Source organism: Thalassobaculum sp., assembly GCF_040219615.1.
In the GTDB taxonomy this organism is placed as follows: Bacteria; Pseudomonadota; Alphaproteobacteria; order Thalassobaculales; family Thalassobaculaceae; genus Thalassobaculum_A.
This window is the reverse complement of record NZ_JAVJSE010000025.1, coordinates 1-12,643: the sequence shown is the minus strand read 5'-3', so window position 1 is coordinate 12,643 and position 12,643 is coordinate 1. Positions and strand designations below refer to the sequence as shown.

Below are 12,643 nucleotides of genomic sequence, written 5' to 3'. Positions count from 1 at the left end.
CCTCAATGACATTGCCGAGCGCCTCAACGACAGACCCCGGAAAATCCTCGACTTCCTCACCCCAAACGAGGTCTTCCGAAAACTAGTCGCCGATGATCAGACCACGCCACAGAACGTTGCACTTCAAAATTGACACCGCCGTTTCGGTGACGAGTTTCGGTGACAGTGCACTCAATTGGAGATTCCAGTGCATGGTGCCTGTTTGAGCCGACTCAGGGTGAGTGCACTGTCACCGAGATTCCCCGAGATTCCCAGGGTGAGTGCACTGTCACCGAGATTCGCCCCCGGCCTACGCCGTCCAGTCCTCGACCCGTAGCCCGGGCGCCTGGGCGAAGGCGCGGTCGTTCGAGATCAGGACGGCATCGGCCGCGAGCGCATGGGCGGCGATCATGGTGTCGAGAGGGCCGAGAGGGCGCCCGAGACGCTCCAGCTCGGCGCGCAGCTCGCCATGGCGCTCGGCGGCGGCGCCGTCCCAGGCGAGCGTGTCGACGCGCTTGACCAACTCCATGACGGTCGCCCGCAGGCGCACGGCTCCGGGCCGCCGCGCGAGGCCGAACAGCAGCTCACCCTCGGTGACCGCCGAGATGCAGAGTGCCGCGATCGGCACCTCGGTGACGCGGCGGTCGAGCGCGGGGGTGCCGCGGACCAGGTGGCTCACGGTGTTGGTGTCGAGCATGTACCGGGTCACCCGGCCAGGCCCTCCAGCGGATCGCGCTCCTGCCGGCCCTGGTCGCGCTCGCCGGCGGCCAGGAAGTCGGCCGGCACCTCGGCGCCGGCGCGCGCCGCGAAGAAGCCGTCCCAGTCCGTCGGCTTGCGCGACAGGATCACGTCGCCGGTCTCGGGATCGCGGCGGATGAACACCTCGTCGCCCTCGAACCGGTACGCCGCCGGCAGGCGGACGGCCTGGCTCCGTCCGTTGGTGAACAGCTTGGCCGTGCGGGTCACCGGGGGGTTCTCCTCTCGTGCGCGTTCCGGATGACTTAGGCGATCCGATGTAATATATCAAGATATATGCCGGGGCGCTGGGGCATGCTCGGCCCGGGCGGCGACCCGAGCGCCCGCGCGCTGTTCTCGGTGATCCGGCACCTGCAGGCGCCGTCGGCCGTCAGCCTGCAGGTTCGCACGCAGTAGCCGTCAGCGCGGACTGGCCGATTGACCATTGTCAATCATTGCCAATATCCTTCGATACTCATTTCGAGGTTCGCGCCATGCCGACCCGCAACGTCAACCTGACCGCCGAGCTCGATCGCCTGGTCGACGAGGAGGTGCGGTCGGGGCGGTTCCAGAACGCCAGCGAGGTGGTCCGCGCCGGGCTCAGGCTCTACGAGCAGCAGCGCAACGATCAGGCGGCGCGGCTGGCCCTCCTGCACCGCATGCTCGACGAGGCCGACCGGCAGGAGATGACCCCGATCGACGACATCGGCGCCTTCGTGGACGGCATAACGGCGAAGCTAGACGCGGAGAGCGCGGCACGGGCCGGCGATCGGGATTGAGTCGGCGTGGTCAGGCTCGTCAAGTCGGCGGGCTTCGTTGCCGACGTCGAGAATGCACTCAGGGTCAGCGAGGAGAACTGGGGTCGTGACGGGCGCGCCCGCTACACTCTGCTGGTGACGCACGCCCTCGCCGACCTTGCTCGCGATTCCCACCGCCTCGGCGTGCACGAGCTGCCCGAGCGGCCCGGCTTTTTCGGCTACGCCCTGCGCCACAGCCGCAACAACATGCCCGCCGTCCAGCGGGTGGGGCAGCCGCGACACGTGATCTACTTCCGACTCACCGAGGACAGGGACGCGGTCCGCCTGCTGCGCCTGCTGCACGACCGGATGCTGCCGGAGCCGTGGTTGCCGCCGGCCGACGAGGCGCCCTGACATTGTTCCTCGCCCCCCGGCCTTAGGCGTTCAGCCGGTCGCGCTCGACCTCGAGGCGCAGCACCAGGCCGTCGGGATGCCAGCGCCGGGTGATCTCGCCGGCCAGCTGGCGGCGCACGGTCAGGTCGACCAGCCTGCTGCCGAAGCCGGCCTCCTCCTCGCCCGGCGGCCGGACCGCCGGGCCGCCGCGCTCGGTCCAGACGACGACCAGCCGGCCGCCGGCCTCGGCGCACTGCACGTCGACCGTGCCGCCCGGCACCGCGAAGGCGCCGTGCTTGGCGGCGTTGGTCGCGAACTCGTGCAGCAGCAGCGCCATGCCGGTCAGCGGCGACCCGGCGGCGATCTCGATGTCCGGCCCGCTGACCGCGACCCGCCGGGTGCCGTCGGGCGCCCGCTCGTCGAACGGCGTGACGATGGTGTCGATCAGGGCGTGCAGGGAAACCGTGGCGCCGAGCGACGCCGGCTCCGCCGGTCGCGCCGGCAGGGTCAGCTCGTGGGCCCGGGCCAGGGCGGCCAGCCGGCTCGCCACGTCGGCGGCCAGGCCCTTGACCGAGGTCGCCGACCGGGCGCTCAGGCTGATGATGCCGCTGGCCATCACCAGCAGGTTCTTGACCCGGTGGTTCATCTCGGCGAGCAGCAGGTCGCGGCGCTCGTTCGCGCGTTTGCGCTCGGTGATGTCGCGGGCGATCTTCGACACGCCGACGATCCGGCCGCCGCGGTCGAGCACCGGCGATATCGTCAGCGAGACGTCGACGGTCGATCCGTCCCGGCGCAGGCGGACGGTCTGGTAGCGCTCGACCCGCTCGCCGCGCAGGACACGGTTCAGGATGTCGGTCTCCTCGTCGCCGCGGTCCGGCGGAATCAGCATCGATATCGGACGGCCGACCACCTCGTCCTCGGTGTACTGGTAGAGTTGCGTCGCGCCGTGGTTCCAGCTGACGACGGTCCCGTCGCGGTCGAGCGCCAGGATCGCGTCGTCGGAGGAGTCCACGATGGCGGCCAGCCGCCGGGTCACCTGCTCGGCCGCCTGCCGGTCGGCGACGTCGACCAGCACGCCGATCGCCCCGGCGAGCCCGTCGTGCTCATCGAAGACCGGGGTCGAATAGAGCAGCAGCGACACCCGGCTGCCGTCCGGGTGGGTTGCGATGGCCTCGACATCGCGAACCGGGCGGCGCTCCCGCAGCGCGACCGCCGTCGGCGACCGCTCCTGCGTCAGCAACGTGCCGTCGGGCGCGTGCAGCCTGTACGCCCCGCAGTAGCGCTCCGCCGGGTCGCCGAGGGCCGGTCGGCGGCCCCACAGCTCCGCCGCGGCGGCGTTGTGGTGGATGAGGTTTCCGTCGGGATCGCAGAGGTAGATTCCGACGGGGATCAGGTCGAGGACTCCGCCGGCGGCCTGCAGCGCCCGGATCGGTGATGCGGCCGTCAAGGTGGCGGGCTCGTTCGGAAACTGGGTCAGCATCGACGTTCCTCTGCGGCCCCGCAGGCGACGCGGCACCGGCCGGCCGACCCCGATAGCCCCTGCGAAGCTAATCGCGGCTTTTGCCGAATGGCAAGTTGCAATCACCTATTGGGTGCGTCGAACTCTATCAGTCCTTCAGTTGGTTGCAAGTACGACGGTATGTTCAGTTGTGTACGCATCCAGGGATTCAAGTAAGTGCCGACAGATGATCTGCCTGTTTTGAGCCGCAGGAGATCGGGTATTTCTGATCATTAAGTTCAAGTTTTATCGAAGTCCGGCGAGGCCGGTCGGGCGCACCGCCCCCTGGGCGGCATCGCCATGAACGCATCGGCGCGATTGGTGCGCCGTGTGTTCGCGAAATAAAGAACATATGTGTGAAGTTGGAACTTGTGCCCCCAAAGAGGTATTTCTGTGTGATTTCTGTGAACACAATGTTCGGCTGTGTTAACTGAAAGACGTTTGGCTTTATAGATTGATCATCGTCGATCGGATCGATATTTCTGCTTCATCGAATAACGCGGAGGCAGTTATGAAGCGCGACTATGTGAGTGATGTTGAGGCGTTGATTCCGACCCTTCAGCGGTTCGCGCGCTCGCTTGCCCGGAATGCGGCCGATGCCGACGATCTCCTGCAGGACACCCTGGAGCGTGCCCTGGGCCGCGCCCACCAGTTCGAGCCGGGCACCAACCTCAGGGCCTGGATGTTCACGATCATGCGCAACCGCTTCTATACCGAGTGCCGCCGCCGCCAGCGGGTGCGCGACCACGCCGCCGAGCGCCACCTGGACGCCGCCGACGGCGAGGTTGCGGTCCTCGGCGACCAGATGGCCCGTGTGGAGGCGTGCGAGTTCTCACGGGCGTTCGCGAAGCTCAGCGGCGACGAGCGGTCGCTGCTGGTGATGGCGACCGTCGAGGAAATGCCCTACGAGACCATCGCGCAGCTGCTCGACGTCGAGGTCGGCACCGTGAAGTCCCGGGTTTCGCGGACCCGCGCCAAGCTGCGCCGCCTGCAGGAGGCGGATTCCGGCCTGTCCCTGGCGCGCGCCGAGCGGCCGGCGGCCGCCCTGGCGACGATCGCCGGCAGCGCGTGACCGTCGCCGCCGGGCGCGCCCGCCATCCGGCGTTCCCGCCCGGCCGCACCCGCTACCCCATCCCCCAGCCGAACGCCGCGTCCGTTCCCGTTCTCCCCGCGGGAACCTGACGCGGCGGCGGCCGTTGTGCTCTCCGCAAGGCAACGAACCCGAGGGCAGACCGGTGCGAGGGAGAGAGACATGAGTGACGGACCCGCCGCCCGGCGCTGGGAGTTGCTGTCCAGCTATGTCGACGAGGCGCTCGACGAAGTCGCGATGGCGGCCGTCGACCGGGATCTCCGCCGGCACGCCGGAATGGCCGACGACCTGCTGGCGCTGCGGCGCCAGGCCGACGCCCTGCGTGGCTGGGCGGCATCGGTGAACGACCGCCCGGTGCCGCCGGGCGTGCGCGCGCTGCTTCGAGCGGCCCGCGCCGCCGGTGACGGATCCCCTCCGACCGGCGGCACCCCGCCGGCCCCGGCGAACCAGGCTGCCCCCGGAACTGCCCCCGGAACTGCCCCCGGACTGGCACGCGCCTGTCCGTAGCGGCATCGCGCGACCGGCCGCCGACCGCGTCCCCAAGGCATTCTGAATTCATTCCCAGCCGGCGCGCACCCCATTGCGGCGCCCCCCGATCCTGCCCTAGGCTCGCCTGCGGTCGGTCCGATCGGACCTCCCCGACCGTAGGATTTCCGCGTGACCACGCCGCTGCCCTGACCGGGACGTCCCGCCCCGCGCAAGCAGCCGGCGCGTCCGCGGCCGACGCCTGCCCGATGCCTGGATTCCGCATGCCCCCGCAGCCACCAGAACCGGATCCCGCCGCCATGCCGACTCCCGCCCGCTTCGCCGCCGCGCCCGCCGAACTCGATGCCTTGAAGTGGCGCTGTATCGGTCCGTCGCGCGGCGGTCGTGTCGTCGCCGTGGCCGGCGACTACGACGATCCGATGACCTTCTACTTCGGGGCCTGCGCCGGCGGCGTGTGGAAGACCGTCGACGGCGGCGTCTATTGGCGGTGCGTCACCGACGGCTACCTGACCTCCGCTACCATCGGCGCGCTGGCGGTCGCCCGCTCGGACAGCAACGTGGTCTACGCCGGCACCGGCGAGACCACGATCCGCCTCGACGTCTCGTTCGGCGACGGCCTGTACCGCTCGACCGACGCCGGGCGCAGCTGGAAGCACATGGGACTGCGCGAGACCCGGCATATCGGCCGCGTCGTGGTGCACCCGGGCGACCCGAACCTGGTCTATGTCGCGGCCCTGGGCGACGCCTTCGGCGCCAACGAGGAGCGCGGCGTCTACCGCTCGAAGGATGGCGGCGAGACCTGGGAGAAGGTGCTTTACCGCGGCCCGGATGCCGGCTGCGTGGACCTGTCGATGGACCCGAACAACCCGCGCATCCTGTTCGCCGGGATGTGGGAGGCGCGGCGCAGCTTCTGGAGCCTGCGCAGCGGCGGGCCCGGCAGCGGGCTGTTCCGCTCGACCGACGGCGGCGACAGCTGGGAGGAGATCAAGGGCAACGGCTTCCCGGACGGCATGCTGGGCAAGGTCGGCGTCTCGGTGTCGGGCGCGAAGGCCGGCCGGGTGTTCGCCCTGCTGGAGGCCGAGGACGACAAGATCGGCCTGTACCGCTCCGAGGACTACGGCGCCAGCTGGACCCAGGTCTGCCGCAACCGCGACCTGATGCACCGGCCCTGGTACTACACCCACGTGTTCGCCTGCCCGGTGAACGCCGACACGGTGTACGTCACCAACCTGCAGATGTGGAAGTCGACCGACGGCGGCGCCGGCTTCAAGGAGATCACCACCCCGCACGGCGACAACCACGACCTGTGGATCGACCCGCAGGACCCGCGGCGCATGGTCGAGGGCAACGACGGCGGCGCCTGCGTGTCGTTCAACGGCGGCGAGTCCTGGTCGTCGATCTACAACCAGCTGACCGCCCAGTTCTACCGCATGGACATCGACAACGAGTATCCCTACCGGGTCTATGCCACCCAGCAGGACAACACCTCGATCTGCGTGCCGAGCGCGTCGGAGTGGGGGGTGATCACGCTGGCCGACTGCACCTATCCCGGCACCGGCGAGAGCGGCTTCGTCGCCGTCCACCCGGAGGATTCCGACATCGTCTATGTCGGCGCCATCGGCTCCAGCCCCGGCGGCGCCGGCGCGCTGCAGCGCTACGACCACGGCACCCGGCAGGTCCAGCTGGTCAACGTCTGGCCGGAGGAATCCACCGGCATCGCGCCGCGCGACATGCGCTACCGCTTCGCCTGGACCTTCCCGATCATCTTCTCGCCGCACGACAGCAACACCCTCTACGTGGGCGGCAACCACGTGTTCCGGACCCGCGACGAGGGCATGAGCTGGGACGAGATCTCGCCCGACCTCAGCCGCAACGACCCGGACAAGCAGGACTATTCCGGCGGCCCGCTGACCCGCGACAGCGCCGGCGCCGAGACCTATGCCAGCTGCGCCTGCGTGCACGAGTCGGTGCATCGCCAGGGCGAGATCTGGGCGTCGACCGACGACGGGCTGGTGCACGTCACCCGCGACGACGGCAAGACCTGGGAGAACGTCACGCCGCCGGGCATGCCCGAGCTGGCCTATGTCGGCAGCGTCGAGGTGTCGGCGCTCGATGCCGACACCGTCTACGTCTCGGCCACCCAGTACAAGCTGGCCGACTACAAGCCCTACCTGTTCCGCAGCACCGACGGCGGCCGGTCCTGGGCCTCGATCACCGGCGACCTGCCGGACGGCGAGATCACCCGGGTGCTGCGCGCCGATCCGGTGCGCGCGGGGCTGCTGTACATCGGCACCGAGACCGGGGTGTTCTTCAGCCTGGACGACGGCGGGACTTGGTCGCGCATGGGCGGCGGCTTCCCGGTCGTCCCGGTCTACGACCTGAAGCTCAAGGGCAGCGACCTGGTGGCGGCCACCCACGGCCGGTCGTTCTGGGTGCTCGACGACGTGTCGCCGCTGCGCATGCTGGCCGACCGGGCGAAGCCGCAGCTGATCGCGCCGCGCCCGACGATCCGCACCAAGCTCGCCTGGAGCGCGGGTCGCGGCAACCTCAACGGCATCAGCTACGGTCCGGCCTTCGGCATCGACGGCAGCACGCACCTGGTGGAACGCCCGGACGGCAGCCGGGTCCGGCACCATCTCGACGTCGGCGAGAACCCGCCGAACGGCGCCATCGTCTACTACTGGCTGCCCGAGGGCGCCGACGGACCGGTCAGGCTGACGGTCAGGGACGCCGCCGGCACGACGGTCGCCGGCTTCGCCAGCGACGACACGGCGGCCGCGGTCGCCAGGCGGCCCGGCACCAAACCGGGGCTGAACCGCTTCGTCTGGGATCTCAAGGTCGCCGGACCGGCGAAGCTCGACCCGGCGCTGTCGCCGCGCAAGCTGAAGCCGCTGGCCGGCGACGGCGAGCCGCCGGCCGGCCCGACCGTGGTGCCCGGTGCCTATCGGGTAGAGCTGGAAGTCGCCGGGGCGACCCTGGCGGCCGGCTTCACGGTGGTCCCGGATCCGCGCCTGGCCACGTCGGAGGCGGACTACACCGCGCAGTTCAACCTGCTGCAGTCGCTGAACGCCACGCTGTCGATCCTGAACGAGGGGGTCAACCGGATCCGCGGCTTGAAGCGGCAGCTGGCCGACCTGCCGCAGCGGCTCGGCGGCGGTCGCGACGCCCTGCGCGAGCAGGCGGCGGCGATCGCCGGCGAGCTGTCGGCGGTCGAGGGGGCGCTGGTCGACGTCAAGCGGGAGTCGCCGCGCGACGTGCTGCGCAACCCGGCCGGCCTCGACGACACGCTGATCGACCTGATCAACGTGGCGTCGACCGCCGATGCCGCGCCCACCACCCAGGCGCATGCGGTCTCGGCCGAGATCATCGGCAAGGTGCGCGCGCAGATCGCGGCGCTCGACGGCATCGTCGACGGCGCGATCGCAACGCTCAACGCGGCGCTGGCCGAGGCCGGCATCGAGTACATCGGGACCGGCAAGGCCGGGGGCTGAGCGCCCGGTCGAGGCCGCCGCCGAAGAGGGCGCTCGACATGCTGAACCAGCCGCGGGGCTTCTGGCACCTGTTCGGCGCGGACCTGATCGTCCGCAGCGCCTACCAGATGGGCAAGACGCCGGTGCTGCCGATGTTCGCGGCGGCGATCGGCGCCGGCGAGCTGATGATCGGGACCATCGTCGCGGTGTCGACGATGACCGGCATGGTCGCCAAGCCGTTCGTCGGCGCGTTTTCCGACCGCTGGGGCCGGAAGGTCTGGTTCTTCGCGGCGCTGCTGCTGTTCGCCGGCACGCCGTTCCTCTACCGGTTCGTCGAGACCCCGGAACAGCTGCTGGCGATCCGCCTGTTCCACGGCTCGGCGACCGCGATCTTCGGGCCGGTCACCCTGGCGATCGTCGCCGAGATGGAACGCACCGGCCGGGCCACCAGGCTCGGCTGGTTCGGCCTGGCGCGCGAGCTCGGCTACCTGCTGGCGCCGGCGGTCTCCGGCTGGTTGCTGGTCCGGTTCGACGATCCGGCCGAGCTGTTCACCGTGGTCGGGCTGATCAGCTGTCTCGCCTTCCTGCCGTCGGCCTTCCTGCGCTTTCCCGAGACGCCGGTCCAGGCCGAGCGGGGCCGGCGTCCGAACCTGCTGCGCCAGCTGGCGAGCGGCTTCGCCCACACCGCGACCCGGGTCGAGATGTGGTTCGCCGGCTGCCTGGAGATGACTGTCTATGCGGTCACCTACGGGCTGAAGGCGTTCCTGCCGCTGTTCGTGGTGCAGGTGGCGGGCTTCAGCTGGCTGGACGCCGGGCTGTTCTTCACCGTGCAGGAGGCGGCGCACATGGCGATGCGGCCGGTCGGCGGCAGGGTCGGCGACCGCGCCGGGTATCTGCCCGCGATCGCCGCCGGCATCGCCGTACTGGCGGTCGCCCTGCTGTGGCTGCCCGGGGTATCCGACGGCACGGCCCTGCTGGCGGTCGCGATGCTGAGCGGGACCGGGCAGGGGCTGATCTTCCCGTCCACGGTCGCGATGGTCGGCAACGCGGTGGGGGCCGGGCATCTCGGGCTCGGGCTCGGGATCTACGGGACCCTGAAGAACCTCGGAAAGGTCGCCGGCCCGCTGATCGCCGGCCTGGTGCTCGAGCACCTGTCCTACGAGGCGCTGTTCCGCGCCCTGGCGGGACTGGCCGTCATGGCGTCGATCGGCGTGCTGCTGGTGCATCGCCACCAGCGTCGTCTGCCCGATCCGGGATCGGGATCGTCCGAGCAGGCCTGAGCCGGCGACCGCTCAGAGCGGCAGGCGGACCGTGACGGTGGTGCCGACGCCGGGCTCGCTGTCCAGCGTCAGGCTGCCCTCGTGGAGTTCGACCAGGGCGTTCGACAGGGCGAGCCCCAGGCCGGTGCCCTCGCGGCCGCGGCGGTCGTTGCGGTCGATCTGCTCGAACGGGCGCAGCAGGCGGGGAAGCTCATCCTTGGGAATGCCGATGCCGTTGTCGGCCACCTGGATGGCGACGTGCTCCGGCTCGACGCGGACGCCCAGCCGGACCCGCCCGCCGGCCGGGGTGTAGGTGATGGCGTTGGCCAGCAGGTTGATCAGCACCTGCTTGATCGCCCGGATGTCGACGGCGACCGCCAGGCCGGCGTCCAGCGGATCGACCTGCAGCACCAGGTCGGCCTCGGCGGCGCGGCCGCGCATCATCCGGCCGACCTCGCCGACGATCTGCGCCATCGCCACGGTCTCCTTGTGCAGCCGGTACTTGCCGGCCTCGATCTTGGACATGTCGAGCAGGTCGTTGATCAGGCTCAGCAGGTGGCTGCCGCTGGCGTGGATGTCGTCGGCGTAGTCCTTGTAGCGCTTGGCGCCGAGCGGCCCGAACGCCTCGGTCTTCAGGATCTCGGAGAAGCCCAGCACGGCGTTCAGCGGGGTCCGCAGCTCGTGGCTCATATTGGCCAGGAACTGCGACTTGGTCCGGCTGGCGGCTTCCGCGCGCTCCTTCTCCTGGGTCAGCATCTCGGTCATGCGGGCGAGGTGGTCGGCATGGCGCTCGGCGTCGGCGCGCGACGCGTCGAGCTCCTGCACCTGGGCCTCGAGCATCTGCTCCTTGCGCTTCAGATCGGTGACGTCGGTCGACGTGACCACGGTGCCGCCGTCGGCGGTACGGCGGTCCCGGATCGCCGCGATCCGGCCGTCGGGGGTGCGGCGCTCCAGCTCGACCGGATCCGGGCCCCGCACAGCCAGTCGCTGGTCCACGGTGATCGGTTCGCCGTTGTGAAGCAGCTCGGCGTCGTTCCCGGCGATGACCGTCTCGATGATCGACCGCAGCGACAGGCCGGCCCGGAACTCGACACTGGGCGAGAAACGCTCGTAGGCCTGGTTCCAGACCACCAGCCGGTCGTCCGGGTCGAACAGCGCCACGGCCTGCTCGGTGGCGTCGAGGGTGTCGCGCAGGAGCCGGCGGCTGCGCTCCAGCTCGGTCACCTCGGTCGCGACGTTGACCGTGCCGCCGTCGCCCATCCGGCGCTCGCGGATCAGGAACACCCGGCCGTCCTTCTGGGTGATCTGGATCGGATCCCCGTCCGGATTGCGATGGCGGGCCAGGCGCCATTCGATGAACGCCTCGATGCTGTCGAAGCCGACATTGGCCGGGTCGGCGCCGATCGAGGCCTGCCGGAGCAGGTCCTCGAACCGCCGGCCCGGCAGTCGCTGGGCGTCGCCGAGGCCGGACATCGCGGCCCAGGTCTGGTTGCACAGCGCCAGCCGTTCGTCGGCATCGAACACCGCGAACGGGTCGGGGCTGGCTTCGAGCGCGTCGATCAGGCGTTGCTCGGCACGGCGGGCGCGCTGCTCGAGCTCGCGCATCCGGACCTCGTCGGCGCGCCGGTCGGTGACGTCCTGCACGTAGATCGCGAGCCCGGCGGCGAACGGCGTGACCTTGACCGAACAGACCCGCGGGCGGCCCTCGACCCGAAGGACCAGGTCGAAGGCGTCCGGGGTGCCGGTGTCGACGACCCTGAGCAGCCGCTGCTCCACGTCGGCCACCGGCCAGGTGGCGGCGGTCGGCTGGAACGAATTGCCGATCAGGGTGCTGCGGGGCCGGCCGAGCAGATGCTCGGCGCCGGCGTTCACGACGGTCCAGACCAGATCGACGGCGGTGCCGTCGGGACCCAGGACCGGGCGCAACGCCATCAGCCCCTGGAACGCGCTGTCCAGGAGCGACTGAAGCAGATCAAGGTCTCCGTCCACCACAGCGGGTGCGGAGAGTGTGGCCGTGGAGTCTGGCATCGTCGACACGGTCGTTATCCTCACCCGACAGTCTATCGGCAGCGGGTTAACGGCGCGTAAAGACGCTTAAAATGCAATCGAACTCAAAGCTTGAGGGGCCGAACTCAAAGCTTGAGGGGCTTGTCGCCGCCATTCGCGGGCGCCTTGTCGTCGGCCGGCGGTTCCTGGCCGGCGGGCGGCCGGCGCCGGATGATGATGTCGCCGTTCGGCATCACCTCGGGAGGCTGGTAGCCCTGCAGCTGGTCCATCAGCATCCGCAGGCCCTCGACGATCGCGGCCGCACCCTCCTGCAGCCGCTCCGTCGCGCTCGGCCCGCCGTCGGTGGGGGGCGTGTCGGATTGCGCGCGGGCTGCGAGAGGTGCTGCGGCCAGCATGGCGAGGACGGCGATGGTGACACGCTTCATGGCGTTATCCTCCCGGAAGAATGCGGCGCGAACGTGGCCTCGGCTCGACTCTGGTCAGAATCGGCAGCGACGCTACCGCTGCCGTGCCGCAGTGGAGCCATGCCGTGAGAACTCCTTGCTGTCCCGGTCGTTCATCATCCCCCCTTTGTCGTCATTCCGGACGCCCGCGCGCCGGCGCGGGCGAGCCGGAACCCACGCGGCGACGAGCGCCGGCAGCGGCGAGGCCGGAGCAGCGGGTGGGTTCCGGATGCGTGCCGCCTTGCGGCGGCCCGCTCCGGAATGACGAAAGGGGAGGGGGGAGGCGGCGCTTCATGCCCGGCCTCCCGGCACGCCGTCGCCTGGTCGTATCGCCGCTTTCATCTCGTCATTCCGGACGGCTGCGCCGCCCCGGCGCGGGCGAGCCGGAACCCACGGTGCGAGCTACGGTGTTCACACATTTCTCGGCGGCTGGTGGGTTCCGGAGCCGGACGCTCACGCGTCCCCTCCGGAATGACGGAAGTTTGGCGGAATTCGGCCGATTTCACCGCGAGATCCCACCCCCCTGTCGTCATCCCGGAGAGGCTG

11 protein-coding genes are annotated in these 12,643 nt (G+C 70.2%); 6 read left to right on the top strand and 5 right to left on the bottom strand.

Annotated elements, in window-relative coordinates; genetic code table 11:
- Positions 1-289: 289 nt before the first annotated feature.
- Both RIC31_RS14200 and RIC31_RS14195 read right to left on the bottom strand, forming a co-directional pair.
- Positions 290-688: a type II toxin-antitoxin system VapC family toxin gene (locus tag RIC31_RS14200; RefSeq protein WP_350108610.1), complete on the bottom strand. Its 399-nt coding sequence runs from the start codon at positions 686-688 to the stop codon at positions 290-292.
- Positions 685-945 (bottom strand): antitoxin, encoded by a 261-nt coding sequence (locus RIC31_RS14195; protein WP_350108608.1) that lies wholly within the window; start codon positions 943-945, stop codon positions 685-687. Before RIC31_RS14195 ends, RIC31_RS14200 begins: the two co-directional genes overlap by 4 nt.
- A 263-nt stretch (positions 946-1,208) precedes the next feature.
- Here RIC31_RS14195 and RIC31_RS14190 point away from each other — a divergent pair, with 263 nt between their 5' ends.
- Entirely contained in the window at positions 1,209-1,493 is a 285-nt protein-coding gene (locus RIC31_RS14190; protein WP_350108605.1) for a type II toxin-antitoxin system ParD family antitoxin, read from the top strand.
- 6 nt (positions 1,494-1,499) lie between these two features.
- Positions 1,500-1,865, top strand: a complete 366-nt coding sequence (locus tag RIC31_RS14185) for a hypothetical protein (RefSeq protein ID WP_350108602.1) — start codon at positions 1,500-1,502, stop codon at positions 1,863-1,865.
- 22 nt (positions 1,866-1,887) lie between these two features.
- Here RIC31_RS14185 and RIC31_RS14180 read toward each other — a convergent pair whose 3' ends face one another.
- Positions 1,888-3,324 (bottom strand): PAS domain-containing HWE histidine kinase family protein, encoded by a 1,437-nt coding sequence (locus RIC31_RS14180; RefSeq protein ID WP_350108599.1) that lies wholly within the window; start codon positions 3,322-3,324, stop codon positions 1,888-1,890.
- A 529-nt stretch (positions 3,325-3,853) separates the two neighbouring features.
- Here RIC31_RS14180 and RIC31_RS14175 point away from each other — a divergent pair.
- The 4 genes from RIC31_RS14175 to RIC31_RS14160 all read left to right on the top strand — a co-directional run bounded on the left by RIC31_RS14175 (position 3,854) and on the right by RIC31_RS14160 (position 9,668).
- The gene (locus RIC31_RS14175; protein WP_350108596.1) at positions 3,854-4,414 is read left to right on the top strand and encodes an RNA polymerase sigma factor; all 561 of its coding nucleotides are present in this window, start codon (positions 3,854-3,856) and stop codon (positions 4,412-4,414) included.
- A gap of 180 nt (positions 4,415-4,594) precedes the next feature.
- Complete coding sequence (locus RIC31_RS14170; protein WP_350108593.1) at positions 4,595-4,939, top strand: anti-sigma factor; 345 nt, start codon at positions 4,595-4,597, stop codon at positions 4,937-4,939.
- 278 nt (positions 4,940-5,217) lie between these two features.
- Positions 5,218-8,409: a VPS10 domain-containing protein gene (locus RIC31_RS14165; RefSeq protein ID WP_350108591.1), complete on the top strand. Its 3,192-nt coding sequence runs from the start codon at positions 5,218-5,220 to the stop codon at positions 8,407-8,409.
- A 38-nt stretch (positions 8,410-8,447) separates the two neighbouring features.
- Positions 8,448-9,668 (top strand): MFS transporter, encoded by a 1,221-nt coding sequence (locus RIC31_RS14160; protein WP_350108588.1) that lies wholly within the window; start codon positions 8,448-8,450, stop codon positions 9,666-9,668.
- Positions 9,669-9,680: 12 nt separating this feature from the next.
- On the opposite strand, the gene RIC31_RS14155 is transcribed toward RIC31_RS14160, so the two are convergent.
- On the bottom strand, positions 9,681-11,636 hold the full coding sequence (locus RIC31_RS14155) for a sensor histidine kinase (RefSeq protein ID WP_350108585.1): 1,956 nt from the start codon (positions 11,634-11,636) through the stop codon (positions 9,681-9,683).
- 143 nt (positions 11,637-11,779) lie between these two features.
- Positions 11,780-12,079 (bottom strand): hypothetical protein, encoded by a 300-nt coding sequence (locus RIC31_RS14150; RefSeq protein ID WP_350108582.1) that lies wholly within the window; start codon positions 12,077-12,079, stop codon positions 11,780-11,782.
- Positions 12,080-12,643: the final 564 nt, after the last annotated feature.

Bases quoted from the DNA above. Each gene is read 5' to 3' on its own strand.
- RIC31_RS14175 (WP_350108596.1), top strand. From the start codon at position 3,854: ATGAAGCGCGACTATGTGAGTGATGTTGAGGCGTTGATTCCGACCCTT.
- RIC31_RS14160 (WP_350108588.1), top strand. From the start codon at position 8,448: ATGCTGAACCAGCCGCGGGGCTTCTGGCACCTGTTCGGCGCGGACCTG.
- RIC31_RS14190 (WP_350108605.1), top strand. From the start codon at position 1,209: ATGCCGACCCGCAACGTCAACCTGACCGCCGAGCTCGATCGCCTGGTC.
- RIC31_RS14180 (WP_350108599.1), bottom strand. From the start codon at position 3,324: ATGCTGACCCAGTTTCCGAACGAGCCCGCCACCTTGACGGCCGCATCA.
- RIC31_RS14150 (WP_350108582.1), bottom strand. From the start codon at position 12,079: ATGAAGCGTGTCACCATCGCCGTCCTCGCCATGCTGGCCGCAGCACCT.
- RIC31_RS14170 (WP_350108593.1), top strand. From the start codon at position 4,595: ATGAGTGACGGACCCGCCGCCCGGCGCTGGGAGTTGCTGTCCAGCTAT.
- RIC31_RS14165 (WP_350108591.1), top strand. From the start codon at position 5,218: ATGCCGACTCCCGCCCGCTTCGCCGCCGCGCCCGCCGAACTCGATGCC.